Source organism: Clostridium phoceensis, assembly GCF_001244495.1.
In the GTDB taxonomy this organism is placed as follows: domain Bacteria; phylum Bacillota; class Clostridia; order Oscillospirales; family Oscillospiraceae; genus Lawsonibacter; species Lawsonibacter asaccharolyticus.
The window spans coordinates 598,165-622,861 of sequence record NZ_LN866274.1 but is presented as its reverse complement, the minus strand read 5'-3'; the positions used below and the strand labels follow the sequence as shown (position 1 = coordinate 622,861).

Annotated in this window: 26 protein-coding genes, 1 pseudogene and 1 riboswitch; of the genes and pseudogenes, 16 read left to right on the top strand and 11 right to left on the bottom strand. The window is 56.9% G+C overall.

Annotated elements, in window-relative coordinates:
* Positions 1 to 180 precede the first annotated feature (180 nt).
* From BN1969_RS03740 to aspS, 4 genes are all read left to right on the top strand, one after another.
* Positions 181 to 660, top strand: coding sequence for a hypothetical protein (locus BN1969_RS03740; protein ID WP_050623073.1), 480 nt, complete (start codon positions 181 to 183; stop codon positions 658 to 660).
* A gap of 51 nt (positions 661 to 711) precedes the next feature.
* On the top strand, positions 712 to 1,197 hold the full coding sequence (locus tag BN1969_RS03735; RefSeq protein WP_050623072.1) for a hypothetical protein: 486 nt from the start codon (positions 712 to 714) through the stop codon (positions 1,195 to 1,197).
* 45 nt (positions 1,198 to 1,242) lie between these two features.
* A complete protein-coding gene (locus tag BN1969_RS03730; RefSeq protein ID WP_050623071.1) occupies positions 1,243 to 1,743 on the top strand; it encodes a hypothetical protein in 501 nt (166 codons plus the stop codon).
* A gap of 67 nt (positions 1,744 to 1,810) precedes the next feature.
* Positions 1,811 to 3,610, top strand: coding sequence for an aspartate--tRNA ligase (gene aspS, locus BN1969_RS03725; protein WP_050623070.1), 1,800 nt, complete (start codon positions 1,811 to 1,813; stop codon positions 3,608 to 3,610).
* A 294-nt stretch (positions 3,611 to 3,904) separates the two neighbouring features.
* Here the strand turns inward: aspS and BN1969_RS03720 are convergent, their stop codons facing one another.
* Together BN1969_RS03720 and BN1969_RS03715 are read right to left on the bottom strand one after the other, a co-directional pair.
* Positions 3,905 to 4,333, bottom strand: a complete 429-nt coding sequence (locus tag BN1969_RS03720) for a CBS domain-containing protein (protein ID WP_050623069.1) — start codon at positions 4,331 to 4,333, stop codon at positions 3,905 to 3,907.
* Positions 4,334 to 4,437: 104 nt separating this feature from the next.
* Positions 4,438 to 5,028 carry a 3'-5' exoribonuclease YhaM family protein gene (locus BN1969_RS03715; RefSeq protein ID WP_050623068.1) on the bottom strand — a complete coding sequence of 197 codons (591 nt, stop codon included), beginning with the start codon at positions 5,026 to 5,028 and terminating at the stop codon, positions 4,438 to 4,440.
* A 324-nt stretch (positions 5,029 to 5,352) separates the two neighbouring features.
* On the opposite strand from BN1969_RS03715, the gene BN1969_RS03710 reads away from it, so the two are divergent.
* From BN1969_RS03710 to BN1969_RS03665, 10 genes are all read left to right on the top strand, one after another.
* The gene (locus tag BN1969_RS03710; RefSeq protein WP_050623067.1) at positions 5,353 to 6,144 is read left to right on the top strand and encodes a DeoR/GlpR family DNA-binding transcription regulator; all 792 of its coding nucleotides are present in this window, start codon (positions 5,353 to 5,355) and stop codon (positions 6,142 to 6,144) included.
* A 261-nt stretch (positions 6,145 to 6,405) separates the two neighbouring features.
* Positions 6,406 to 7,641 carry a four-carbon acid sugar kinase family protein gene (locus tag BN1969_RS03705; protein WP_050623066.1) on the top strand — a complete coding sequence of 412 codons (1,236 nt, stop codon included), beginning with the start codon at positions 6,406 to 6,408 and terminating at the stop codon, positions 7,639 to 7,641.
* Positions 7,638 to 8,237 carry a class II aldolase/adducin family protein gene (locus BN1969_RS03700; RefSeq protein WP_050623065.1) on the top strand — a complete coding sequence of 200 codons (600 nt, stop codon included), beginning with the start codon at positions 7,638 to 7,640 and terminating at the stop codon, positions 8,235 to 8,237. Before BN1969_RS03705 ends, BN1969_RS03700 begins: the two co-directional genes overlap by 4 nt.
* Positions 8,238 to 8,312: 75 nt before the next feature.
* Positions 8,313 to 9,383, top strand: coding sequence for a TRAP transporter substrate-binding protein (locus tag BN1969_RS03695; protein ID WP_050623064.1), 1,071 nt, complete (start codon positions 8,313 to 8,315; stop codon positions 9,381 to 9,383).
* Between the two features lie 111 nt (positions 9,384 to 9,494).
* Positions 9,495 to 10,049, top strand: a complete 555-nt coding sequence (locus BN1969_RS03690; RefSeq protein ID WP_050623063.1) for a TRAP transporter small permease — start codon at positions 9,495 to 9,497, stop codon at positions 10,047 to 10,049.
* A gap of 18 nt (positions 10,050 to 10,067) precedes the next feature.
* Complete coding sequence (locus BN1969_RS03685; protein ID WP_050623062.1) at positions 10,068 to 11,381, top strand: TRAP transporter large permease; 1,314 nt, start codon at positions 10,068 to 10,070, stop codon at positions 11,379 to 11,381.
* Between the two features lie 44 nt (positions 11,382 to 11,425).
* Positions 11,426 to 12,259 carry a class I fructose-bisphosphate aldolase gene (locus BN1969_RS03680; protein ID WP_050623061.1) on the top strand — a complete coding sequence of 278 codons (834 nt, stop codon included), beginning with the start codon at positions 11,426 to 11,428 and terminating at the stop codon, positions 12,257 to 12,259.
* Positions 12,250 to 13,248: a 5-dehydro-2-deoxygluconokinase gene (iolC, locus tag BN1969_RS03675; protein WP_050623060.1), complete on the top strand. Its 999-nt coding sequence runs from the start codon at positions 12,250 to 12,252 to the stop codon at positions 13,246 to 13,248. Before BN1969_RS03680 ends, iolC begins: the two co-directional genes overlap by 10 nt.
* Positions 13,249 to 13,318: 70 nt before the next feature.
* Positions 13,319 to 14,200: an isocitrate lyase/PEP mutase family protein gene (locus BN1969_RS03670; RefSeq protein ID WP_050623059.1), complete on the top strand. Its 882-nt coding sequence runs from the start codon at positions 13,319 to 13,321 to the stop codon at positions 14,198 to 14,200.
* A 280-nt stretch (positions 14,201 to 14,480) separates the two neighbouring features.
* Complete coding sequence (locus BN1969_RS03665) at positions 14,481 to 16,196, top strand: S-layer homology domain-containing protein (protein WP_050623058.1); 1,716 nt, start codon at positions 14,481 to 14,483, stop codon at positions 16,194 to 16,196.
* A 16-nt stretch (positions 16,197 to 16,212) separates the two neighbouring features.
* Here the strand turns inward: BN1969_RS03665 and BN1969_RS03660 are convergent, their stop codons facing one another.
* From BN1969_RS03660 to BN1969_RS03645, 4 genes are all read right to left on the bottom strand, one after another.
* On the bottom strand, positions 16,213 to 16,914 hold the full coding sequence (locus tag BN1969_RS03660) for an anti-sigma factor family protein (protein WP_050623057.1): 702 nt from the start codon (positions 16,912 to 16,914) through the stop codon (positions 16,213 to 16,215).
* Positions 16,914 to 17,375 carry an RNA polymerase sigma factor gene (locus BN1969_RS03655; protein ID WP_050623056.1) on the bottom strand — a complete coding sequence of 154 codons (462 nt, stop codon included), beginning with the start codon at positions 17,373 to 17,375 and terminating at the stop codon, positions 16,914 to 16,916. Before BN1969_RS03655 ends, BN1969_RS03660 begins: the two co-directional genes overlap by 1 nt.
* Positions 17,376 to 17,477: 102 nt before the next feature.
* Entirely contained in the window at positions 17,478 to 18,284 is an 807-nt protein-coding gene (locus BN1969_RS03650; protein WP_050623055.1) for an HAD-IIB family hydrolase, read from the bottom strand.
* 10 nt (positions 18,285 to 18,294) lie between these two features.
* Positions 18,295 to 18,855 carry an energy-coupled thiamine transporter ThiT gene (locus BN1969_RS03645; protein WP_050623054.1) on the bottom strand — a complete coding sequence of 187 codons (561 nt, stop codon included), beginning with the start codon at positions 18,853 to 18,855 and terminating at the stop codon, positions 18,295 to 18,297.
* 68 nt (positions 18,856 to 18,923) lie between these two features.
* A riboswitch (TPP riboswitch) is annotated at positions 18,924 to 19,038 on the bottom strand.
* A gap of 192 nt (positions 19,039 to 19,230) precedes the next feature.
* On the opposite strand from BN1969_RS03645, the gene BN1969_RS03640 reads away from it, so the two are divergent.
* Entirely contained in the window at positions 19,231 to 20,373 is a 1,143-nt protein-coding gene (locus tag BN1969_RS03640; RefSeq protein ID WP_050623053.1) for a Gfo/Idh/MocA family protein, read from the top strand.
* Between the two features lie 1,544 nt (positions 20,374 to 21,917).
* On the opposite strand, the gene BN1969_RS16940 is transcribed toward BN1969_RS03640, so the two are convergent.
* Entirely contained in the window at positions 21,918 to 22,133 is a 216-nt protein-coding gene (locus BN1969_RS16940; RefSeq protein ID WP_077138687.1) for a type II toxin-antitoxin system RelB family anti-toxin, read from the bottom strand.
* Between the two features lie 90 nt (positions 22,134 to 22,223).
* Here BN1969_RS16940 and BN1969_RS03635 point away from each other — a divergent pair, with 90 nt between their 5' ends.
* Complete coding sequence (locus BN1969_RS03635; RefSeq protein ID WP_050623052.1) at positions 22,224 to 22,508, top strand: hypothetical protein; 285 nt, start codon at positions 22,224 to 22,226, stop codon at positions 22,506 to 22,508.
* Positions 22,509 to 22,583: 75 nt separating this feature from the next.
* Here the strand turns inward: BN1969_RS03635 and rnhA are convergent, their stop codons facing one another.
* The 4 genes and pseudogenes from rnhA to BN1969_RS03620 all read right to left on the bottom strand — a co-directional run bounded on the left by rnhA (position 22,584) and on the right by BN1969_RS03620 (position 24,687).
* Positions 22,584 to 23,021: a ribonuclease HI gene (gene rnhA, locus BN1969_RS18445; protein ID WP_242850381.1), complete on the bottom strand. Its 438-nt coding sequence runs from the start codon at positions 23,019 to 23,021 to the stop codon at positions 22,584 to 22,586.
* A 93-nt stretch (positions 23,022 to 23,114) separates the two neighbouring features.
* A pseudogene (locus BN1969_RS18440) lies at positions 23,115 to 23,435 on the bottom strand (endonuclease domain-containing protein); the annotation flags it as partial.
* Between the two features lie 304 nt (positions 23,436 to 23,739).
* Positions 23,740 to 24,201 (bottom strand): DIP1984 family protein, encoded by a 462-nt coding sequence (locus tag BN1969_RS03625; protein WP_050623050.1) that lies wholly within the window; start codon positions 24,199 to 24,201, stop codon positions 23,740 to 23,742.
* A gap of 21 nt (positions 24,202 to 24,222) precedes the next feature.
* A complete protein-coding gene (locus tag BN1969_RS03620; protein ID WP_050623049.1) occupies positions 24,223 to 24,687 on the bottom strand; it encodes an SHOCT domain-containing protein in 465 nt (154 codons plus the stop codon).
* Between the last annotated feature and the right edge of the window lie 10 nt (positions 24,688 to 24,697).

Here is a 24,697-nt window from a genome sequence, read left to right as displayed (position 1 = left end):
CTGGTCCGCCTGTCCTTCCCAGAATAATAAGCCTCTAAAAATTTGACAACACGCAAAGCGGCTTTCCCTTTGACCGCGCGGCTACTATGACCATGTCATCCGCAACCAACAGGACCTTGACGAGACCGCCGGGTACATCCTTGGCAATCCCGCCCGGCGGCTGGAGCGGGAGGGATCCTTGTGAAGAAAAAATTGAGCTTTTGTCTGGTCGTTTTGGTGCTCCTGGCCGTCGGGGTGCTGCACTATTGGGCGGCCCCCACCTTCGACCATGCCTTCCAGTGCAACGGCATAGGTCCGCCCGCAAAACCCGGAGGTTCCTTTCAGGTGCTGCGCGAGGGCACCTATCCCGGCCTCAGTGACGCTCCTGTCACCTTTGATGAGGGGCGGACTTACCGTGAGCTGCTGGCCGCCCTCCGGGGGCAGAGGTATCTCCGCCTCCCCGCCCTGCTGGGGGCCCCCGACGGCGGGACCGCCTTCTATACCGCATCCGGCTGTACCCCCGAGTGCATGGCCTACTGGGACGGCACCTTTCTCTGGCTGGCCTCGAACTCCTCTCATTGGCGCCGCTTTCTCCCCCTTCCCCCCGGCCGCCTGGGGGAGAAGCTGGAGCTCATTTTTATGGACGAGCCGGAGGAAAACATTTACTACCCTTCCTCTTAGGCGCAGGTCCTTTGACCCGCCCTGCCGGTAAAAAGCAAGGAGGTGCGCCCCATGAAAAAAAGAGCCCTGCTCTCCCTGGCCTTGATTTTAGCCCTTCTGGCCGCTCTATACCTGTGGTACACCCGGCCTATTTCTTTAAGACAAGCGCTCCCACAACTGGATTGGAACCAGATTACCGCCTGCTATACTGTCCTTGTGCCCACCAATACCAACAACACAATTGAAGATGTGGAAATCCCGCTGGACGGAAGCGGCTATTCCCAACTGTGGGACCTCCTGAACAACGAGAAATTTTCTCGCCAAGTGGGTCCAGTTTCTGATGCCCAGCGCATTACCCTGGAGCCTCAGTACGCCCACCTCTCCTTCCGACAGAGTGAGACTCTAATTACCCTCACCTTTTACGGCCCTCAGGTGATAGCGGAGGTAAGCACCCCGACCGGGAGCCGAGGTATGGCCCTTCGCCCCCAGGGCGGAGAAGAATTTCAGGCCTCGGTGGTAGATCTGTTGGCCTCCCTCGCCCCCGGCGCAAAGGCGTGAGCAGCGGGACATCAAACCGGTTCCGAACCAGAAGGAGGAATGTTAGTGAAAAAGAAAATTGCTATTGGTGCGGTCTTGATTGCCCTTCTTCTGGCAGGCGGTGTTCTGTGGTACACCCGGCCCCGGAGCTTTTTGGCGATCACTGGGACCTCAGAGAACGCCGTCTGCTCCGCCGCCCTGCTTCTGTTAGAGCCCTGGGTGGATGACGGCCAAGCAGGACAGGATACCTGGGAGCTTCAGGACCTTTCCCCCGGCACCCCCGCCTTTGATGTCCTCCTTCCCCTCCTGGAAAAAAGCCGCTGGCGGGCCAGTCTGAAAAACCTGTTGGGGCTGGATGCTGGTTCTTTCAGCGGCTTCTCCAGCAGCCTTCAGGGCGTCCTGGGACTGGAGGGGAACGAGGGGGTCTTTTTCACCGCTGTGGACACAGGGCAGCTCCGTCTCTCCCTCCCCAGCTCCCCCCACTCCCTTCTGTTTACCGCCGCTGATGGATCGACCTATCAGGCGCTGGCGGAATATTTGAAGGAGTATGGGACCTTTCGGGAATGACAACAGCCCAAGTTTTTAATACTAATCACTATAATTAGATAAAATAGTACAAAATGGAGTTGATTTTATGGACAATCTGAAAAATTTCCGCCGCACCAACTACTGCGGTGACCTGCGTCTGGGCGACACGGGCAAGACGGTCTCTCTGTGCGGCTGGGTCCAGCGCCAGCGTGACCTGGGCGGTCTGATCTTCGTGGACCTGCGGGACCGTACCGGCCTCATCCAGCTCTCCTTCGACGACGGCACCGACCAGGCCGTCTTTGAAAAGGCGTCCTCTCTCCGCTCGGAATACGTCATTGCTGCCACCGGCACCGTGCGGGAGCGGGAGTCCAAGACGGACAAGATCGCCACCGGCGCCATCGAGGTATATGTCACCGAGCTGCGCCTGCTGGCCAAGGCGGAGACCCCCCCCTTCGAGATCGTGGAGCACTCCAAGGCCAACGATATGCTGCGCCTGAAGTACCGCTATCTGGACCTGCGCCGCCCCGACATGCAGAAGATGATCGCCACCCGCCACAAGGTCACGAAAATCGCCCGGGACTACTTCGACGAGCAGGGCTTCTACGAGATCGAGACCCCCATGCTCACCAAGTCCACCCCCGAGGGCGCCCGGGACTATCTGGTCCCCTCCCGGGTCCACCCCGGCAAGTTCTACGCCCTGCCCCAGTCCCCTCAGCAGTATAAGCAGCTGCTGATGCTCTCCGGCTTTGACCGCTATATGCAGATCGCCCGCTGCTTCCGGGATGAGGACCTGCGAGCAGACCGCCAGCCCGAGTTCACCCAGATCGACCTGGAGATGTCCTTTGTCAACGAGGACGACGTGATGGACATACAGGAGGGCTTCCTGAAGCGGGTGTTCAAAGAGGTGCTGGATGTGGACGTCCAGACCCCCTTCCTCCGCCTGCCCTGGCGGGAGGCTATGGACCGCTTCGGCTCCGACAAGCCAGACATGCGCTTCGGCTTTGAACTGAAGGATATCAGCGACATTGTGAAGGACTGCTCCTTCCAGGTCTTCTCCGCTCCTGTGGCGGCGGGGGGCTCCGTGCGCCTCATCAACGTGGAGGGCGGCGGCGAGCACTTCCCCCGGAAGAAGATCGATAAGCTGGCCGAGTTCGTCAAGACCTACAAGGCCAAGGGGCTGGCCTGGACCCGCCTGCACGGCGGGGAGGTCACCAGTTCCTATCAGAAGTTCCTCACCGAGGAGGAGAACCGGGCCATCCTGGAGCGGGCCGGGGCAAAGGACGGCGACCTGGTCCTCATCGTGGGTGATGCCAAGGACGAGGTGGTCTTTGCCGCCCTGGGCGCCCTGCGGTGTGAGTGCGCCAAGCAGCTGGGCATCCTGGACCCCATGGACTTCAAGTTCCTGTGGGTGACGGAGTTCCCCATGTTCGAGTACAGCGAGGAGGAGGGCCGCTATGTGGCCATGCACCACCCCTTCACCGCGCCTATGGACGAGGACTTCGACAAGCTGGAGACCGACAAGAAAAACTGTCGGGCCAAGGCCTACGACATCGTGCTCAACGGCACTGAGCTGGGCGGCGGCTCCATCCGCATCTCCGTCCCTGAGACCCAGGAGGCCATGTTCCGGGCCCTGGGCTTCTCCGACGAGGATGCCATGGAGCGCTTTGGCCACCTCATCAACGCTTTCAAGTTCGGCGCTCCCCCTCACGGCGGCTTGGCCTACGGCCTGGACCGGCTGGTCATGCTCATGGCCGGGGCCGACTCCATCCGGGACGTCATCGCTTTCCCCAAGGTTCAGAACGCCAGCGAGCCCATGACCCAGTGCCCGGACTTCGTGGACGATAAACAGTTGGACGAGCTCTCCATCAATGTCACCAGAAAAGAAGCGCCCGAAGAGAACGCCTGATCCCACGCCGTTCAGACAGAAATACAGAGGCACCCGCTGAAGCGGGTGCCTGAGACGGTCGAAAAAGTGGCTTTTCCACTTTTTCGAGAAAGCTGCAGTCTGCCGCGCGCGGGTTTTGTCGGCCGCAGGCGGACAAAACCCACACTTACAGCCTGAGAAGTGTTTTCCCCGACGCGCATGCCGCCGGGGAAAACGGATCAGAACTGGATTCGCGCCTGCGGGCGCGAACTCTGCGAGGCTTTTTTGACAAACAGAGAGGCACCCGCTGAAGCGGGTGCCTCTCTGCGTTGCCGATCACGGACGGATGATATTCTCTGAGATCTCACTCAGAGCCTTGGCCGCCTCCATGTCAAAAGCCTGACACTTCGCCAGGTCGCCCAGGGACACGATCCCCACAATCTTCCCGCCCTCTGTGACTGGCAGACGCCGGACCTGCTGGGCCGCCATCACTCGGGTGGCTTCTCTGCAGTCATCCCCCGGGGAGACCGTGGCGCAGTTGCGGGTCATGATATCCCGCACCGGCACCTGGGCCGGGTCCTCCTCCGCCGCTACACACCGCAGCACGATATCCCGGTCCGTCACGATCCCCCGCAGACGTCCGTCCCCGCCGCACACAGGAAGAGCTCCCACATTGTGCCGGCTGATCAGCCGGGCTGCCAGGGCCGCCGAGGAGCTGGGCTCCACTGTCACCACAGCGGGGTTCATCAATTCACGCACTTGCACACCAAAAACCGCCTTTCTGTCAAAGCTCTTGTATGCTCCAGTTTTCCCCAAAACAGGCGGTTTTATTCGAAAGCCCGGAGCGCAGAGCGCACTCCGGGGCTTTTTTACGGGTTTTCTTCATTTTCCAGGAAATAAGACGCCTCCATGTCCGCTGTGGCCAAGGCGAAGGCGAGCGGATATTTTTGAAACGCCTGCCCCACAGTGCGGGCGTCCTCCGGGCCGGAGAAGCCCATGTGCCAGCGGATCGCCATGGCCTCCTCCCGGGTCAGCCGGATGAAGCCGTTGGCGATGTACACGCTCTTTTCCCCGTGTCCATAGGGCAGAGGGTCATCAAAAGTAAAGGTGGGGACCCGCTCCCACTGTCCAGTGGCATCGTTCTTCACGTTCCGAAAGCTCTTTTTATAGCAGCCCACCTTGCACAGATCATGGAGCAGGGCCACCACTGCCACACTCTCCTCACTGTACTCCAGGCCATACAGCTCCTGGACCCGTTCCCGGGCCAGATAGTCCACCAGACAGTGGTAGACATTCAGGCTGTGGTCACACAGCCCGCCCGCATAGGCCCCGTGGTATCGGGCGGAGGCGGGGGCGGTAAAAAAGTCGCTCTTGTTCTCCAGATAGTCCAGCAGGGCGTCTGCCCCTGGGCGAGTGATCTTCTCTCGAAAGATCTCGATAAATTCCTCTTTGCCTGACATCATATCCCTCCATCTGCCTAACTGAACTGCCCGGCAGCCCAGCACATTTTTAACAGTAAAGCACATTGTAGCATAGAGGTGAAAAAAAAGCCATAGTAGATAGATCTCTATCTCTACTTACAAAAATTTTTATCATCCAATAAATGTAATTAAATCCAAAAAATCCACAAAAAATCTGCCGTCTATTTGTGAATTCTGAGGAATTTTTGAAAATATGTTGCATTGAACGGATTGATCGCACATAATAGGCCCATAGGAACTCAACCAGTTCCCCCGGGCACCTGTATGAGGGTTCTTAGCGGGGCATAGGAAAAGAAGGACATTATGGAGAATGGAAATGCAAAAGAGCGCCGTATCGCTCAAGAACTGGAACTTCTAAAGCAATATCAACGGGTCTCTGTAAAAGATTTGGCCGCTACACTCGAAGTCTCTGAGATGACCATCCGACGGGATCTGGATCTCCTGCGGAAAAACCATGTATTGGAACGGAGCTATGGCTATGCGACTCTCGCCAAAGGCGGCGATGGCTATGCCTATGATGGAGAAGTTTATGACCTTCGTCTGGCCCGAATTCAAAACCTCAGCGAAAAAGACCGTATTGCCAAATACGCCGCCACGCTGATTGAGCCAGGAGACTGGATTTTTTTGGATAATGGCACCACTGTGGGGCGCATTACCTCATATCTCCCCACAGATTTTGAATTTACAGTCTTATGTTATAATTTTACGATCCTCGCGGAACTGCTTAAGCGTCCAAATATCAAAATCATTTTTCCCGGCGGCTATTACCATCCGGAGGATTACAATTTTACCTCTCCGGAAGCTGTGGATTTTATTCGCCGGCACCGTGCCAACAAATCCTTTATTTCTGTCTCAGGGATCCATCGCAGTCTGGGCATTACCTGTATCAATGCTCATATTGTGGATAGTAAAAGAGCATTGATCGATTCTTCCGCACAAAATATCATGCTGGCAGATTCCAGTAAATTTGATTTGGTAAAAGCCAATCATTTTGCTGAACTTCATGATATGGATATGCTGATTACAGATAATAAACTCTCTCTGGATTGGCGGGATTTCTTAAACAACGCCCAAATAAACTTAAAATTGGTGTAGTTACATATTGTGAAAGAAGATCTCCGGCAAAGTACCACATGAGTTGGTATTTTGCTCGGAGATTTTTTGTTTGATCAAACATATATTTTGTGAAATTATTTTGCTAAATGAACAAAAATAGCTAAATTGAACTAGATAATACGCCAAAAAAGTGTTTAATATATTGACTTCGCACATTTTAGGTAGTATTATCAAACAAAAACAAAGATTATTTCTTCTTATTTATGTTCAAATAAACGTTTTAAAGGGAGAAGGAACACCATGCGCTTTACAGAAATCACAGATGATCTGACAGGTGCGGCCGACTCCGGCAGCTACTTCACTGCCCGGGGGCAGCAGCTGAAAATCTGTACCTCAGGAGAAAGCAGTTTAAACAGATCAGATAATGAACTTCTATCTGTCAATCTGTGTTCTCGAAACGTGGAAGGCGAAGTGGCCCGCAGAGTCCACAGTGCGCTGTTGAAAAGACTTTCAAAAGAGACTGGCCATATTTATATGAAAAAAATCGGCACTGGTTTTCGAGGCAACGATTCCTATGAGCTGGAAGGACTTCTGCAGGCCTGGCCCGACTACCTCGTCTTTCTCATTGACAACGCGCCGGATCTGGGTACCTTTACCCTCTATGGGCATCAGTACTGCGAGGGAGAGATCCTCCCCAAATCCCTGTATGCTAAGGATCCCATTTTCCCTCCCAAGGAATCCTATATTCCAGATATTCTTTCCCACGGGACAAAGCTCCCCATTGGGCTTGTGGACATTGATACTGTGAAAGGCGGCGATCTTGCGGGCGCTGTTCAGCAGCAGATAAGTAGGGGCTGCCGGATCCTGGTCTTTGACGCCATTACCAAACGGGACACGCTGCATATTATTCGTACGCTACAGCCTCTCTATCCAAAGGTCTTTTGGACCGGTTCTCTCGGGCTTGCGGATGGTCTGGCCGAATATCTCTATGGGCCGGAACAGCCCCTCCCTCCGGCCGCAGTCCGCCAAGTGCGCTGCCTCGGCTTCTGTGCCTCTGCATATGAAATTGCGAAAAAACAGCTTGCGTATTCTCAGTCCCGGGGGCTTACAGTGGTTCCTGTGGAAATAGACGCCTATATAGAGGGAGATCAAACTGTCCCCCATCGGGCGGCGGCAGCGGCTCTGGATGCTTTGGCGCACGGCAACGTGATCCTTGCCCCTGCGGTTGAGCGGTACTCCTATCAGCCTGGTACCAGTGTCAGGATCATGGAGTGTTTCGGAACTCTCGCCCCCCTTGTCTGCGAATCGGCTGTATTTGACCGGCTCATCATTGTAGGCGGTGAGACCTCCCAGGCCATCTTTCGCCACCTGCATGTAAATCATCTGGAACTAGGTCGGGCCTTGGAGCCCGGCGTTGCTCAAGGCAGGATTCTGGACGGCGCTCTCACTGGCAGAGAATTTGCCCTGAAGGGCGGCAGTATGGGCAGTGTTCCGGTTCTTGAAAAAATGATGTGCCGCTGGGAGGACGTCCAATGAGCTGGAAGGAATCTTACTCCGATCAAATAGAAAATCTGATCTCCTACTCCAAACTGATCTATCAGCGCGGACTGGTCAGCGCTGCCGGCGGAAACATCAGCGCCCGGTGCGGCCGACATGTGCTGATCACGGGAAGCAATATCCCTCTGCGTGCTGTTACGCCGGAGGGGCTGGTGCTCTGTGATGAAAACGGCACTGTTCTGGATGCCCCCCCTCATCTGCGTCCCTCCAAGGAGTCTGCTTTTCATCTTGGCATCTACCGAATCCGCCCCTCTGCACAATATGTTCTGCATGCTCACCCTGTGTTTTCCACGATTTGGTCCATGCAAAATCAGGAGCTTCCTCTCTACACAGAATCCGCCAAATTAAAACTTGTCCATGTCCCCCTAATCCCAGATGGACAACCGGGGTCTGCTGATCTGGCGGAGAAGGTGCTCACAGCGGTCTCTCACACCTCGGAAGATACCACAGCTTTTCTGATGGAAGCTCATGGCGTTCTGATCCTTGGAGAAACTATGGAGAACTGCTTTCATCAGGCTGAACTGCTGGAGGACAGCGCCAAAATTGCCGTCTTTCAGAAACTACTCCACCCCTAAGCGCTGTTCACCGCTCACAGGCAGAGCGGGTCAGATAAGAAGAGTAAAATGAACACACTGAAAGGAGAACCAGAAATGAAACAATTCAAAAAACTTGCCGCTCCTCTGCTTGCCGCCGCCCTTCTGATGGGTACCGCCGCCTGCGGCGGTGGAGGCGCCACATCTTCCGCAGGCACATCTTCGCCTGACTCCTCCTCCCCTTCTGCAGACGCTGTAACCTTTACTGTTACGGCAGATGTCACCGGGGACCGGGCTCCCTATGTGGAGCGCTTTGCTCAGCTGGTTGAAGAAAAAACGGAAGGCCGTTACACTGCTTCCATTATTGCAGCTGGTTCTCTGGGCACTGGCTCTGATATGGCCCAGATGCTTCAGATGGGCACGCTGGATGTGCTGATGAGCGATGACATGACCATGGACGGTGTACTGGACGGTGCGCTGGGCTTTGCTTGGCTCCCCGGACTGGTGGCGGATTATGAGGAAGCTGACGCCTACTATAATAATGGCTGGATTGCGGACAAGGTAGCGGAGATTATGGCGGAGAACGGCCTGATTCGAATCTCCTCCTTCTGCAACGGCTTCCGCCAGGTAGGCAACATTGTCCGCCCGGTCACTGAAATGTCCGATCTGGCGGGACTGAAAATCCGCACCCCCTCCGTAGAATCTGTGGTGGAATTTTACGAGAAGTGCGGTGCCCTGCCTGTGATGATCTCCGGCTCTGAGGTGCTGAATGCCCTGCAGACCGGTACAGTGGACGGGCTGGATAACGCCGTGTTTAACTACACCAACCAAGGCATCACTGATGTGATCACCCACATCACTGAGCTGAATTACTGCTATTCCGGCGGCTGCTTTATCGCCGGTTCCCCCTTCTGGGACAAGCTCAGCGATGAGGACAAGGCCATTTTTGCGGAATGTGCTCAACTCGCTTCTGATGAGTTTACCACCTTCTTCCGGGAAAAGACGGAGTCCATGACTCAGGAGGGCCTGGAAAGCGGTCAATGGACCGTGGATCAGCCTTCTGACGATATGAAGGCTGCCATGCAGGAGATTTCCGAGGAAATCTGGGAGGAGAGCCGGGAGAAATATGGTGATGAAATCATGGATGTCATCATCAGCGGCGAGTATAGAACACTGTCTGAAAGTTGATTTTCTATAATCCTGGATTGATACACTAAAACGGAGCCTGAGGTTTTCTGCGGGAGAGCTTCAGGCTCCCTCTTCCAATAACTTTTCAACTGCAAAGGAGGGAGTTTCCCCATGAAATCACAAAGCACCCTGTTTCAGGGAGCCAAGCGGCTCAACAATGTTCTGCTGGGGATTGAGACCTTTTTTATGGCCCTCATCACCATCGCATTGGTGGCGGCAATTTTTATTGAGGTAATCTGCCGTTACTTTCTGTTTATCTCCGCTGCTTGGGCTGAGGAACTCACCCGGTATCTGTTTATCTGGCTCACCTATATTGGCTCTGCCTATGCGGTCTATGAGGGCAGCCATACAGAAATTGATGTCCTCAAGCAGGTAGTTGCAAATTTCAAAGAACCCGCCCGAAGGCAGGGGCTCAGGCTGCTGGAGTTGTTTGCCATTTTGTCCACCTTTCTTTTCCTTTTGGTGTTTGGCAAGCTGTTTTTTGATTACATGATGACCATTTGGGCCACGACCCAGACCTCCCCCACCATGAGGATCCCCATGGGCCTGGTCTATCTGCCTGTATTTATCGGCGTAGTGCTTTGTGCTCTTCATGAGGTCTATCTGTTTATGGAGTGGATGGTCCGGGACCGTGAGGGCGGTGAGCCCCAGGCCACCGCACAATGACTTGAAAGAGGTGAAATTATGTCTGCCCTTACCGCACTTCTCGTCTTTCTGATTTCTTTCGCACTGGTCGCGGTGTTGTTCCGAATGCCGGTATCCTTTGCTCTGGGCACCTCTTCCCTGCTGGTTCTGGCCTATGCCGGCTTCCAGCTGGTCACGGTCCCCCAGTTTGCTTTCTCCGGTCTCGACAGCTTCGCGCTTCTGGCGATTCCCTTCTACATTTTTGCCGGTGTTATCATGGAATACAGTGGCATCTCCAAAATGCTGATCGACTGGGTAAAGTCCTTTGTAGGCCGGGTCCGGGGTGCCACTGGCATTATTACGACCTGTGCCTGCATGGCCTTTGGCGTTCTTACTGGCTCAGCTATGGCCACCATCAGCGCCATTGGAAAAATGATGGTGCCTGAACTGGAGAAAGAGGGGTATCCCCACGGCTATTCCTCTGCTCTGCTGGCCGCTACCTGTTTTCTTGGGATCCTGATTCCCCCCAGTGTCCCCGGAATCATGTATGCGCTGGCCTCCGGAGCCAAGATCACCCCCGTATGGATGTCCACCATCGGCCCTGCTTTTATTTTTGCCATTGGCTATTTTATCATCAACTATTTCCGAATCGGCCGCCACCAAGCCAGGCCGGAAAAAGTTGAATTTCATCCCACAGCCAAACTGCTGGAGATTGGAAAGTCCACTATTTACGCCATCCCCGCTCTGCTGATGCCCATTATCATCTACGGCTGTATTTACGGCGGGCTGTGCACGGTTACCGAAGCTGGTGCTGTCAGCTGCGTCTATGGAATCTTATATTTCTTTGTTCTGAAGATTATCGATAAAAAGAAAATCCAAATTACCTTCTGGCGCTGCTGTGCCATTGCCGGCGCCTCCACTGCCGTGATCGGTCTGCTGAACGCCTTCTCTGCTGTCGCAGGCAAAGTAATGACTTTGGCGGGCATTTCCAACTTTCTCTCCAACCTGATTACCGAAAATATCAGCAGCCGCGTTGGTTTTCTTTTGATGATCAATGTCATCTTCCTGTTCATGGGAACCTTTATGGATATCAATGCCACCATCCTGATTATGACCCCTCTTCTGCTGCCAGTGGCACAGACCTATGGAATTGACCCCATCCACTTTGGTGCCATCATGCTGGTGAATATGTGCGTCGGCTTTCTGACTCCTCCCTTTGCTGTTGGAATCTTTGTCAGCACTAAAATTGCTCATTCTACATTTGGAGATACTGTGCGGGAGGCAGTTCCTTTCATCGGTGTCGGCTTAATTGCCATTGTTATTACCACCTTCTGTCCTGAATATATAAATTTCTTTGTCAACCTATTTTCATAACTGTTCGTTAAGCTCTGTAGTCAAAAGAAAAGAGGAAATTCTTTATGATTGGAAAGGAAATACGCCTGAAGCGCCTGATTCCAGGCACGGATGGAAAATATTTTGGTTTAACTGTGGACCACGCCATTGCCCGCGGTGTCATGCCTGGCCTTGATACGATAGATGACACCCTGAGCAAGATGGTCGCCGGAGGTCCCAATGCCATCACTATGCATAAGGGCATTGCAGAAAAATGCTTTGCGCCCTATGCGGGCAAGGTCGCCCTCGTGCTGAAGCTCACCACCTTCGGCGTGTATCACTTTGACGAAGATGTCCAGGTAGCCGATGTGGAGGAGGGACTTCTCATGGGGGCCGATGCGGTCTCTGCCGGCTGCATTGTGGGCGGTGACAATCAGGACCAGCAGCTCAGAATGCTCGGCCGCATCAGCAAAGAGGCCCTGAGAGCGGAAATGCCTCTGATCTGTCATATCTATCCCAGAGGAAATCATATCACTGGGGCTGACCAGTACAGTGTGGAAAATGTCACCTATGCGGCCCGGGCTGCCGCGGAACTCGGAGTAGATCTGATCAAGACCAACTATACCGGTGACTTGGACAGTTTTGCCAAAGTGGTCCAGGCGGTTCCGGCCCGCGTCGCCATTGCAGGCGGATTGAAGTGTGAAACCGTAAAGGAATATTTGCAGATGACCCGAAATGTTATGGACGCAGGGGCTGCAGGGGTTACATATGGCCGGTTTGTCTTCCGCTACCGGGACATAACCGCGTTGGTCAAGACCTTGAGCCAGGTAATTCATAACGGCATCTCTGTTCAAGAGGGGCTGGAGCTGCTGGAATATTTGGAGCGGGAACATCAGAAGGGTGGGGAACCATGTACCTGAACATTGATTCCGGAAAGTTGCGGGATGTGGTCGCATTTGGGCGTGCCACCATCGACCTCTACGCCAATGAGATTGGGCCCATGGAGGACGCGGTCACTTTCCATAAATATGTGGGCGGCTCTCCGGCCAATACCGCTGTGGCCATGTCCAGGCTCGGCCTTTCTGTCGGATACATCGGTAAAGTTTCTGATGACCAGTTTGGACGATTTATTACCCGCTATCTGGCAAAACAGGGGGTGGATGTCTCCCATATCGCGCTGGCTGGCCCCGGCATTCGTTCTGGGGTGACCATGGGTGAAATTCTGCCTGACCGGTGCAGCTACCTGATGTACCGAACAAACTGCGCGGATCTGCACATCGACTGCGCCCAACTGGACGAGTCCTATCTCGCCAGCCACAAGCTGCTTCTGATCTCTGGCACATCTCTCTCCCATTCCCCGGCACGGGAGGCAGTGTTTCACGCCATCTCTTTGGCACGGCGCAATCATGTGGCAGTAGCCTTTGATCTGGATTACCGGGAGGATACCTGGGACACCGTTGAGGAAGCCAGCCTCTATCTCTCCCTTGCCGCAGAAAAAGCCGATCTGGTCCTGGGAACCCGGGATGAATTTGATGTAATGGAGCATCTTCTCCACACCGGAAATCAGGACGACGCCAAAAGCGCTGCTTGGCTTCTGGAAAAAGGCGTGTCTGTGGTCTCCATTAAAAAAGGAAAAAAAGGTTCCCATGTTTTTACGAAGGAAGGAAAAACCGTGGGTGGCATCTATCCAGCACAGGTGTTGAAAACCTTTGGCGCCGGTGACTCCTATTCCTCCGCCTTCTTATTTGGTCTGCTTCACAATATGGAGTTGAAGGATTCTCTGCGCTACGCCGCCGCCGCTTCCTCCATCACCATCTCAGGCCACAGCTGTTCTGACTCCATGCCTACTTTGGAACAGGTAGAGGACTATATTGCCCACCACGAATATGTCCTGCCGGATACACCTTAAAAAGTCCGGCTATAAACCAGAGCCACAGTGCCCTGCCGGACGGCTTTTCAGAAAAAAGGAGCCTGATATTATGACAGTTCAGGAGAAACGAGCCAATTTTAAGTCCCAGATGATGGATTCCTCCCGGATGAAGGTGCTCTGCGGAGCCTTCGACGGCATTACAGCCCGGGCCGCCCAGGCGGCTGACTTTTTTGACGGCTGTTACATGGGCGGTCAGGCAGCAGCAGCCAGCCTGCTGGGTGTGCCGGATCTGGGTCTTGTCTGCGGATGTGAACAGACAAAGCACGCCCAGGACCTTGCCTCCTGTGTGGATCTGCCCTTTCTTATCGACGCGGACACAGGCTATGGGAATGAGCTGAATGTCCGCCGCACTATGCGGGACCTGGAGGCCGCCGGAATCTGCGGCGCGCATTTCGAGGACCAGGTCACGCCAAAGCGATGCGGCGGCATGAAGGGCGTCCAAATTGAAACTGCCCAAGTCTTTATTCGAAAAATAGAGACCGCTCTGACCTTTCGGAGAGATCCCAACTTTTTAGTTATTGCCCGCTCTGATGCCGCCGAGGTAGAAGGAGAGGATGAGGCTATCCGGCGTCTCAATCTGGCAGCAGAGGCCGGAGCAGACATGGGTTTTCTTTTCTCCTCAAAGGGGGTCTTTGAGACTCTGGATTCTGTCAAACGGGCCTGCGATCAAATAAAGGTTCCCATTCTGTACTGCCTGATGGAATTTTGCCCTGAGGTCTGTTTTACTCTGGAAGAGCTGCGTCAGGCAGGGGTTCGGGCCGTCATATGGCCAAATGGTCTTCTGATGCGCTGGTGCAAAGCCGCCTCCGACCTGATTCAGCAGTTTAAGGAGACAGGGGACTGCAAAACCTTTTTTGATCAGCTCATGCCTATTGACCAGTGCAATCAGCTGCTGGGGATTCGGGACTGGAACCCGTCCGGTATGTTTTGATTTCTCCTCAGACACCAGGCCAGCGCCGTATTTGGCGCTGACCTGGTGTTTTTTTCTGATCGTCCTTATTTTCTACCGCCGCACTCTCCGGTTGTCAAATTATCTTTTTTTCTTGTTCCTTCCATTCGAACCAGGTATGATAGTTCCAGCCGCCTGGGCCATGACAGAGGGATTCCCGGATTGAAGCTGTCCCAAATTTCATATAATCTTAAGGAAATTTTTTATTTCCTTTAAAACGCCCCTGATAGGATAGTACCATCAAGAATTGGGAGGAATCACCATGCGCTTTGCCAAGACCGTTACCGCTCTCGCTCTGGCCTGTTCTCTGGCCCTGGCCATTCCCACTTTTGCCGCCCCTGCGGCGGAGGAGCAGGCTGGCAGGCAGGAAGACCTGGAGCTGCTCTATCAGACCATCCGGGATCGCCACCCCGGCCCCTTCACCAATACGCCGGAGCAGGAGTTCCTTGCCCGCATCGCTCAGATCGAGGCCCGGATAGACACAGAGGACAGCATGAGTTTTGGGCTGGATCTCCAGTCTCTGGCAGCCCTCATTGGGGATTCCCACACCACCACAAATCTTAACTCTATTCTCAGCAGCGGACATATGTTTCCCGTGTCTGTGAAGTGGATGGACGGGGACTGGGTGCTCTACCAGGTGGACGCCTCCCACCAGGGTGCTCTTGGCCAGCAGGTGACCTCCGTCAACGGCTTCTCCATGGATCAGGTACAGGAGAAGATGGCCCCTCTGATCTCCGCGGACAACGAGATCAAGCTGCGCCGGCAGCTCTCCCAGGTGTTCGGCCATCAGGAAATCATGGTCTACTGCGGACTGATCAAGCCCGAGGAGGATCTGACCCTCACCTTGGAAAACGGCACGTCTATCACCCTCTCCCCTCTCTCCATGCAGGACCAGTCCGGCTGGCCGGAGATCAATGGCCTGTCCCAGCAGCGCCAGGGCAGCGCCCCCACTGATTACCAGAAGGGGACCTACTATTTCTCTCTGCCCCTGGACAGCCGCACCTACTATATCCAATACAACCAGTGCATGGAGGACCCGGAGCTGCCCATGGAGACCTTCACTGCTCAGGTCATGGCCGACCTGGAGCAGGGGAGCTATTCCGTCCTTCTTTTGGATCTGCGGAACAACGGCGGCGGCTCCGACGGGGTCATCATCCCCCTGCTGATGGAGCTGGCCCCCCTGGTCCGCAGCGGGGAGCTGGAGCTGTGGGGGCTGGTGGGGGAGGCCACCTTCTCCTCCGCCAGCATCAACGCCCTGGAGATCCGGGAGATGGGCGGCGGGCTGGCCGGTGAGCCCACCAGCGGCAGCGTGGACCACTTCGGCTCCACCGGCTCCTTCACCCTCCCCAACACGGGGGTCCGGGTGTCCATGTCCACCAAATTTATTGACACAGGCACCCTTCTGGAGTGCGCCGCCGGGCTGGGAGTGGAGCCCATCCAGCCCGACGTGACCGTCTATCAGACTCTGGAAGACTACCTGGCGGGCCAGGATACCTTGGTGGACGCCCTGTGCGCCCGCACAGAGCCCTTCCAGCCCCAGGAGCGGCCCGATGCCCCGCTCAGCCGGGGCCGGCTGACCGAGCTGCTCCGGCAGGCTGCGGAACAGGCCGGCCTGGACACCCAGGCCCCCATGCAGAGTCTGTCTGATCTGCTCCCCTGTGCCTGGTATGCCCCGGGCGTCTGCTGGGCTCTCTCCTCGGGGGTGGCCTCCGGCACCGGGGAGGCCATGTTCCAAGCCTCCCGTCCGGTCACCCGCCAGGAGGGAGCTGCCATGGTCTGGCAGACCGCCCGGCTCCTGGGGATGTCCCCCTCCGGCACCGCCGAGCTGACGGACGCCGGCTCCATCGCCTCCTGGGCGCTGGATGCCGCCCAATGGGCGGTATCCGCTGGCGGCCTGGACACTCAAAACGGCGCCTTTCATCCCCAGGATACCCTGACCCGGGCGGAGGGGGAGGCCCTTCTCTCTCTTCTCCCCTGACCCCGGCCCTCTTGTGTCACCCCTGCCTCTCCCAGAGCAGCACCGCGTCTCCGGCCTGCGCCTGGAAGGAGGCCTCGTCCAGATCCTCCAGCTCCTCCAGGTCCCCGGCCAGATACCAGACCTGATCCGCCCCGCCGTCGAAGGGGAGGGGGATCACCGTCCCGTGTCTGGTGTCCAGAACGATGCCGTTGTTGATCCCCACACTTTCGTGGTATGGGGAGCCGGGAGAGAGATACCGGGTCCACAGGCTGCCGGTATAGCAGAGATAGACCCTTCGGATGGTCTCCCCGCCCTCCTCCGTCACCCGGAACAGGACCTCCAGGCCGGCGTGATCCCGGCCCAGATATTCCATGTGGAAAGCCGGCTCCACCTCCTGGATGCGGATATCCTGTGAATAGGGAATGGGTGTCTGGAAGCGAAAGACCAACAGCCAGACCGCCACGCCCAGGGCTGCCGCACCGGCCAGCACCCGAGCGGAGAAATACAGCTTTTTCCTTCTCAGCTGCCTTTTTACCCCGGCCAGCACTCGGGCCTTCGACTGCTCCCGGTCCTGCTCTGGCGGGGGCAGCGGGTCTTCCCGGCGCAGCTCCTCCAGCCGGGCACGGCAGAGGGGACAGTTCTCCACATGCTCCTCCACCGCCCGGCGGCTCTCCTGGCTGCAGATCTGGTCCACGTACAGGGGCAGCAGATCCTGGATCATGGGACAGGGCTGATTCATCATAATGCCTCCTTGATTTTTAGTCTGGCCCGGTGAAAAGTGACCCGGGCCCAGCTCTCCGTCTTATGGAACAGTGCTCCTATCTCCCGGAAGGACAGCTCCCCCAGCACCCGCAGGGCAAAGACCTCCCGATAGGGCTCGGGCAGGCTGTGGAGTACCTGGTGGACTTCCATGGCAGTCTCCTTCTGCGCCAGCCGCTCCTCCGGCCCCTCCTCCCGGAGCTCCGGCTCCGGCTCCCGCCTTCTCTGCCTGCGGCAGTGGGTCAGCCAGGCGTGCTTGGCGATCTGGCACAGCCAGACCCGCAGGGTGCACTCCCCCCGGAACTGGCCGATATGCTCCAGCGCCCGGAAAAAGGTCTCCTGGGTCAGCTCCTCCGCCAGTACCGGGTCCCGGCACAGGGCCAGAGAAAATCGGTAGACGTCCTCCAGATAGTCCCGGTAAACTTCTTCAAAATCGATCACGCCCTCACCTCCCTTTCCACAGATAAGACGGCATCTCCCCCATTTCGTTACAAAAGATCCACCGCCATTTTTTGGCGGTGGATCTTTCTCTTTCCAATATTTTTAATATCGCTGCTCCAGGATCTCCATGATATCCCCGATCACGCCGTCGTCGCAGTGACACAGGATATGGGCTCCCCAGTCCTTCACCTCCTGGGCACAGTTGGCAGGGGCAAAGGGGACGGCGGACAGTGCCATCATGGGGATGTCGTTCTGGTTGTCTCCCACGCAGTAGATATTTTCTCGGGCGATCCCCAGCATCTGGGCCAGCCGGGCCACCATTCCCCCCTTGTTGCACCCATGGTCGGTGATCTCCAGGTACACGTGGTTGGAAAAAATAGCCTCATACCGGCGGGGGAAGCGGTCCAGAAGCCAGCTCTGCACCTCCTTCAGCACCCCGTGGTCCTGCTGGAGGATGGCTTTGGTCCAGGGCGTAGGCATCTCCCGAATGGGACAGACGGTGTAGTCGGTGCCCACCTTTTTCATGTGCAGGTCTGTGATCCAGTTGGGTCGGAACACATAGATATCCTCCCCGTGGTAGGCCTCCATCCCCAGCTGTGGAAATGCCTCCATCACCCCATCCAAGTCCTGAGGCGCACTGGGAGACAGATAGGTCTGCACCAGAAATTCGTCTTTTTGGAAGTCATAGATGGCCGACCCGTTGGAGAGGACCACCGGGGCATTGACGGGGGCCAGATGGACATAGGGAGCGAAGGTCCGGTGGGCGCGGCCGGTGGCCACGGTAAAACGCCCCCCCTGGGCGAGGAAGCGGTCCAGGGCCTCCAAATTCCGCCGGGGCACCTGACAGTGGCTGTCATACAGCGTGTCGTCAAAATCACTGACCAGCAGGACACCGTCGAATTTTCCCAAAGAAAAAACCTCAATTCTGTTTCGTCAGCAGCTTCTGCCGCAGAGCGGGGACGGACTGAAAGATCCCCAGAACGATCAGGTTGACCACAGTCACGAGAACGATCAGCACGCCGTTAAAGATCATGGAGTAGACCCAGGGGTCCACCATGGGCAGTCCCAAAAATTCCTCCGGCATATACATATACCACAGCAGGCCGCCGGACAGGGTGAGAGATACCCACCGTCCCAGCCCGGCCAGGATGGTGCCCCACAGCCAGCCCAGCTTCTTCCCCGCGGCAAAGCCGCAGAGGAACACCAGCGTATAAGCCACCACATAGTCCAGCAGCATGGACTGCCAGGATAGAGCGATCCCTCCGCCCAGGAAGAACTGGAGCACACCGTTGACAAAGCAGCAGCTCAGGCTCCAGGCCGGGCCCCAGCGCAGGCAGTAGATCAGGATGGGCACCATGGCAAAGTCCACAGACCCCCCCTGGGGAAAGCGGTACAGCCGGAAGTAGCCCAGGATGGTGGCCAGCGCGATCATCAGCGCGGCCTCCACAAGGGCGCGGGTAGAGCGGGAATGTCGGTTCATCGTCGTTTCCTCCTGAAATCAAGATACCGCAGCACATCCGAACGGGTGCGTGCGGTATGAAGAGGACGACATATGGATCGTTCACTCCCTACGCCGGCATTACCCGGATCAGGTCAAGGGACTGGAGCTGCGATTCGCTTCCATCTCAGCCGGGAATAGCTCCCAGCGCCCCTGTGTTCGATTGTCTGCGGTCAAAGTTATTGTATCCCAAAGGGACGGGCCTTGTCAAGCGTGCTCTTTTCTTTATCCACTCCCCTCTTGTATGTGCCCTTTGAATGGGTCCATGACTGGATACTATTAGACACCTGCCGCCCTGCGTGGTATCCTGAAGACGATTTCTTGTACACTTTACACAATCCGTCAGGAGGTCTCTCTATGAAAAAGCTGCAATTCGCAATGGTCGGGGGCGGGAACGGCGCCCTGATCGGAGATATCCACCGCATCGGGGCCCAGTTCGACGACCTGGCCGAACTGAAGGCGGGCTGTTTCTCCCGCCACTGGGATAAAAATCTGGAGGCCGGAGAGAAATGGGGGGTGGAGCCCGGCCGCATCTATCCCGACTACCACACCATGCTGGAGGAGGAAGCCAAGCGCACCGGGGAGGACCGGCTGGACTTTGTGGTGGTGGCCACCCCCAACAACACCCACTACGAGATCGTCAAGGACATCATTGCCCACGGCTTCCACATTGTCTGCGACAAACCCGTCACCTTCACCAGCCGGGAGTCGGAGGAGCTGAAGGCCCTGGCCCAGGAAAAAGATCTTCTGTTCGGCGTGTCTTACAGTTATGCCCACTACGCCATTCTGGAGCAGGCCAAAAAGATGATCGCTGACGGGGTGCTGGGAAAGATCCACACCATCGCCGCCGAGTATCCCCAGGAGTGGGTGGGGCTGAACACTGCCCTCCGGGGAAAGGACGGCCTGACCTGGCGGGTCGATCCGGCCATCTGCGGCCCCTCTGGAGTGATCGCGGACATCGGCACCCATGTGGAGTATCTCATCAGCAAGGTCACCGGCCTCAAGCCCGTGCGGGTGCTGGCCCGCCTGCGCTCCATCCCGGATTATGTGCCGGTGGAGAGCGATGCCCAGGTGCTCATCGACTACGACAACGGGGCAGCGGGCATCTTCTGGACCTCCTTCGCCATGGTGGGCAAGAGCTGCTGCATGAAGGTGCGCATCTACGGCGACAAAGGGGGCATGGAGTGGAACGCCCACGATTTCATGGAACTCCGGGTGGACATCGCCGGACAGCCCACCCAGATCTGGTCGGCCAATTATGACTACTGTGATCCCCAGGCCCGGAAGTCCTGCCGCCTCCCCAAGGGGATGCCGGAGGCCTTCCACTCCCTGTTCGCCAACTTCTACCGGGGTTACTGTTCCCATCTGCTGTCCCGGAAGGAGGGCAAAGATGAGCGGCCCTTCCCCTACTCCGATATCGATGATGGCATCCAGGGGCTGAAATTTATCGAGGCCTGCCTGAAGAGCCAGGAGGACGGGAACGTCTGGACCCAGGTGTGAGCAAAGGATATCAAAAACAGGGCCCGGGAAAACCACAGGGTTTTCCCGGGCCCTCTTCTGACCCTAGAAAATTTTCCACAGGAGCCCGGTGGGCCCTGTGGAATGGTCGATGTGAAACGGCGGGCGCGCAATGCACGCCCCTACGCAAAGACCGAAGGGGACCCCGTAGGGGCGGCTTCCAGCCGCCCGAAAAGCCTTCCCCCCACAGGGGGGAAGGTGTCACGGCATATGCCGTGACGGATGAGGGGTCTTTCTACCCCCGTCCCTGTCCCAGAGGGGTTCTGTCCTGCGGGGCGGAACCCCTTTCGGGCATCCTTCGGATGAAAACGGGGGGGGGCAAGACCCGCCCCTACTAAAGACCAGGGCCGCTCGTGGAAAACGGCGGGCGCGCAATGCGCACCCCTATGCAAAGACCGGAGGGGACCCCGTAGGGGCGGCTTCCAGCCGCCCGAAAAGCCTTCCCCCCACAGGGGGGAAGGTGTCACGGCATATGCCGTGACGGATGAGGGGTTTTTCTACCCCCGTCCCTGTCCCAGAGGGGTTCTGTCCTGCGGGGCGGAACCCCTTTTGGGCATCCTTCGGATGAAAACGGGCGTAGGCAAGACCCGCCCCTACGTAAAGACCAGGGCCGCTCGTGGAAAACGGCGGGCGCACAATGCGCACCCCTACGCAAAGACCGAAGGGGACCCCGTAGGGGCGGCTTCCAGCCGCCCGAAAAGCCTTCCCCCACAGGGGGGAAGGTGTCACGGCATATGCCGTGACGGATGAGGGGTCTTTCTACCCCCGTCCCTGTCCCAGAGGGGTTCTGTCCTGCGGGGCGGAACCCCTTTCGGGCATCCTTCGGATGAAAACGGGTGGGGGCAAGACCCGCCCCTACTAAAGACNACCCCTTTTCGGCCATCCTCCGGATGAAACGGGGCGGGGGAAAGCCCCGTCCCTCCATAAAGACCAGGGCCGCTCGTGGAAAACGGCGGGCGCGCTTTGCGCGCCCGCTGGTCTCCCACCGGCCGCCCCTATTCTGCCAGGGCAGGCGCGATACCCTCGTGGGGTATGCCCGCCAATTCAACACACCCGCGGCGGCAGCACAAACGGGGGGATGGGTGTCGTCCTCCACCCGCGCCGGACACGGGCGCCATGCCAAAGGCCCGCGTCTCCCGTATCGGGGGTCCGGGGTGGGTGTGGCCTGGGGGACCTAGGCGAAGCCGTAGTCACACCGGACACACTCCCCCGGCGGCGCTTTGCCTGCTTTGCCGCCGGGGGCAAAGTAGGCCGCCCCGCAGGGCGGAATCCCTCGGAGGCGGAGACGGTGGGATGGAAGGAAGACCCCTCATCCGTCACGGCATACGCCGTGACACCTTCCCCCCTGTGGGGGGAAGGCTTTATGTTGGCCCGCCGTATATTTTGTAGAGTCCATCACGATGAAAAAATAAAATCATAACGCCTGCCTAAAAGAGGGCAGACGTTGATTTTTACACACTATATTCCGAAACAGTATATTCTAATATTTTACACACCACAATATTGTACAATAAACCAGAGCCCTTTCATCTGGGGTGTGGATCTCTGCAATTCGTCCGCCCCAGTAAATAATCCACACTTGTATGATAGAAATCCGCCAATGCGGTCAACGTAGGAATGGAGATTTCAAGTTCACCATTTTCATAGCGGGAATAGGTCGCTTGACTGACATGTAAAAACTTCGCAATCTCTTTCTGTGAAAGGTCGCTGTCCTCCCGCAAATCCCGAATCCGTAATGGCATGGTCTCACCTCGCCATTATCATAGATTATGCAAAAAGCGTATTTTGAAATTTATACTAAATTGGTATAAAAGAAATTTGGAGGTCGCTTTATGCCAATCACAGACGAAGATTATTTTGAAAAAATCAAAAAAATAGACGTCCTGGCGGATGAGCTGGAGACAGAGATCACCGCCTCCATGCAGACCTGTCTGATCCGCTTCGGGGAGATCGTCCAGATCCAGAACGCCATGATCCAGAAGATGCATGCCCTGTCTGATGAAATTTTTCAGCTCCGGGCGCAGGCTGGTCTGGAAAACGTGATATGCCGGGCCTCCGGGCAGCAGGAGGCATCAAAAGAGTGGGATGAAGCAGACCCCTCCATTCCGGAACCATAAAAACAGCCCTCTGGGATAAAAATTTATCCCAGAGGGCTGTTTTTGAACTGTTCTAAGGGGCGGCACGGGGCCGTCTTATTTGTATTTCCGGCTCTCCGCCACCGCCAGCTCGTCACAGCGGTTGTTGTATGGGTTGCTGGCGTGGCCCTTTACCCAGTGGAGCTTCACCTGGTGCCGGTCGCACAGGTCCAGCAGGCGGGCCCACAGGTCCGGATTCAGGGCGGGCTTTTTGTCCCCCTTCACCCAGCCCCGGGCCCGCCATCCCTTGGCCCAGCCCTTTTCCAGGGCATCGATGACGTACTTGGAGTCGGAGTACAGCTCCACCACACAGGGCTCATTGAGGGCCTCCAGCGCGGTGATGACGCCGGTGAGCTCCATACGGTTGTTGGTGGTCTGGGGCTCTCCCCCGGACATCTCTTTTTTGTGGGGGCCATACATCAGGATGGCCCCCCAGCCGCCGGGGCCCGGATTGCCGGAGCAGGCCCCGTCGGTGTAGATGGTGACTGTTTTCATGTTCGCCTCCTGTCCGTGTAGCCTTCCCCCCACAGGGGGGAAGGTGCCCCCGGAGGGGGCGGATGAGGGGGACCTCCGTTCCACCGCCCGGCGGATCGTGAGGCAGACCCCCTCAAAATTCTGTTTTACATCCAAATTCGTAAAACGCAGCACTTCGATTTGAAAATTTGTCTGCAAAAAATGGGACCGCATCTGGTCATACTCAAGTGCATCCTTTTCGTAATGCTGTGCTCCATCTAATTCGATCCCCAGCCTTGCCTGAGCACAGTAAAAGTCCAAAATATATGGTCCAAATGGGACCTGTCTGCGAAATTGGACTGGATGCTGCTTTAAAAATTCATACCACAGCCGCCGTTCCTCCGGCGTGGCTTCTCTGCGGAGTTTTTGGGAAAAGGCTTTGATCTCTGGGTGCATCTTACGCTTCTCCCTCTCATCCATCACGGCTTTTCCGTGCCATCTTCCCCCCTGTGGGGAGAAGGTTTTTTGATCCCCTAACCCACCCGCGTGGAATCGGCGTCCGGTCATCAATACAAATCGTAATAATACCCCTGTAACTGTACCGGGCATTATCATAAATTGGGAGTCGAACCCAACGAATGGCCCCGCTCGTTGCCAAATCTGTGTGCCCAATGGCTCCGGCACTGAGAGCTTGACGCCCGCCTTCCGCGCTGCCAAAGTGCCGGGAGAGGGCGCTCTTCCCCCTCCCGGCAGCTCTTTTTTACAGCTCCACCAGCTCGGTGGTCCAGTTTTTCTCCTGAATGGTCTCGTCCAGCTCCCGGAGTGCCTTGGCGTCCCGGTCCACCTGCTTCTGCAGCTCTCGCACATTGACCGCGCTCCTGATGCGGATCTCACCCACCGTCCGGCGGTTGACCACGGCGCTGGCGCTGTTCAGGAAGTCCCGCAGGATGCGCAGCCGGCCTGTCATGCACTCCCGGCGGGCCAGCAGGTCAGAGAGGGTCCTCCCCTCCCCCGCCTCTGTGGTGCTGTTGGTCCGGTTGATCCGGGCAATGAGCTCCTCCAGCTGGGCATAGTCCTCCTCCAGCTCTCTCAGCAGCTCCATGGGGTCCTCTGCGGGAGACTCCCCCTCCTGGACCAGGGCGTTGTTGTCCAGCCGGCTCTCCAGCTGCCGGATGCGGGTCTGGAGCTCCGAGCGCAGGGACAGCGCGTTGGCCAGTTTCATGGCATTGTCCTCCTTTTTCCGTCACAGGCGACTCAAAATCTCATGCCGCTTTTCCTGATACTCCTCCTGGGTGATGAGCCCGGCCTTTTTCAGATCCTCCAGCTGCTTCAGCCGCTCTCCCGCATCCAGGGCGGTGGAAGGGATGTGGTCGTGGGTCCCGGCGGAGGGGCGGTCCGTTTTGTCCACATCCTCCATCAGACCGGCGATGGTCTCCTCTTCGATCCCGGTCTCCACGTCATAGCCCACCCGGTGGGGCAGTCCGTTTTTCCCAACGGCGCTCAGGACCCCCATCACCACAGCCAGAGCGCCCATGGCCAGGAAAGGCAGGGAAAAGAGGGGCGACAGCGGCATGATCTGGGTGACCGCCACTACCACAAAGACAAGGCCAAAAATGACCTGTACCACTCCTGCCATGCGGCGGACTGCCCGGGTGGCCCCGGTAGGCTGGCTCTGGACGGTGATCCGTCCCCGTCTTCTCCGGCTCATGCCCTCTCCT

Coding starts and splice junctions, on each gene's coding strand:
- BN1969_RS03620 (WP_050623049.1), bottom strand. CDS start 24,687: ATGAGCCGGAGAAGACGGGGACGGATCACCGTCCAGAGCCAGCCTACC.
- BN1969_RS16940 (WP_077138687.1), bottom strand. CDS start 22,133: ATGCCATTACGGATTCGGGATTTGCGGGAGGACAGCGACCTTTCACAG.
- BN1969_RS03665 (WP_050623058.1), top strand. CDS start 14,481: ATGCGCTTTGCCAAGACCGTTACCGCTCTCGCTCTGGCCTGTTCTCTG.
- BN1969_RS03710 (WP_050623067.1), top strand. CDS start 5,353: ATGGAGAATGGAAATGCAAAAGAGCGCCGTATCGCTCAAGAACTGGAA.
- BN1969_RS03700 (WP_050623065.1), top strand. CDS start 7,638: ATGAGCTGGAAGGAATCTTACTCCGATCAAATAGAAAATCTGATCTCC.
- BN1969_RS03690 (WP_050623063.1), top strand. CDS start 9,495: ATGAAATCACAAAGCACCCTGTTTCAGGGAGCCAAGCGGCTCAACAAT.
- iolC (WP_050623060.1), top strand. CDS start 12,250: ATGTACCTGAACATTGATTCCGGAAAGTTGCGGGATGTGGTCGCATTT.
- BN1969_RS03625 (WP_050623050.1), bottom strand. CDS start 24,201: ATGAAACTGGCCAACGCGCTGTCCCTGCGCTCGGAGCTCCAGACCCGC.
- BN1969_RS03640 (WP_050623053.1), top strand. CDS start 19,231: ATGAAAAAGCTGCAATTCGCAATGGTCGGGGGCGGGAACGGCGCCCTG.
- BN1969_RS03715 (WP_050623068.1), bottom strand. CDS start 5,028: ATGTCAGGCAAAGAGGAATTTATCGAGATCTTTCGAGAGAAGATCACT.
- BN1969_RS03685 (WP_050623062.1), top strand. CDS start 10,068: ATGTCTGCCCTTACCGCACTTCTCGTCTTTCTGATTTCTTTCGCACTG.
- BN1969_RS03680 (WP_050623061.1), top strand. CDS start 11,426: ATGATTGGAAAGGAAATACGCCTGAAGCGCCTGATTCCAGGCACGGAT.
- rnhA (WP_242850381.1), bottom strand. CDS start 23,021: ATGAAAACAGTCACCATCTACACCGACGGGGCCTGCTCCGGCAATCCG.
- BN1969_RS03660 (WP_050623057.1), bottom strand. CDS start 16,914: ATGAATCAGCCCTGTCCCATGATCCAGGATCTGCTGCCCCTGTACGTG.
- aspS (WP_050623070.1), top strand. CDS start 1,811: ATGGACAATCTGAAAAATTTCCGCCGCACCAACTACTGCGGTGACCTG.
- BN1969_RS03635 (WP_050623052.1), top strand. CDS start 22,224: ATGCCAATCACAGACGAAGATTATTTTGAAAAAATCAAAAAAATAGAC.
- BN1969_RS03735 (WP_050623072.1), top strand. CDS start 712: ATGAAAAAAAGAGCCCTGCTCTCCCTGGCCTTGATTTTAGCCCTTCTG.
- BN1969_RS03695 (WP_050623064.1), top strand. CDS start 8,313: ATGAAACAATTCAAAAAACTTGCCGCTCCTCTGCTTGCCGCCGCCCTT.
- BN1969_RS03670 (WP_050623059.1), top strand. CDS start 13,319: ATGACAGTTCAGGAGAAACGAGCCAATTTTAAGTCCCAGATGATGGAT.
- BN1969_RS03705 (WP_050623066.1), top strand. CDS start 6,406: ATGCGCTTTACAGAAATCACAGATGATCTGACAGGTGCGGCCGACTCC.
- BN1969_RS03645 (WP_050623054.1), bottom strand. CDS start 18,855: ATGAACCGACATTCCCGCTCTACCCGCGCCCTTGTGGAGGCCGCGCTG.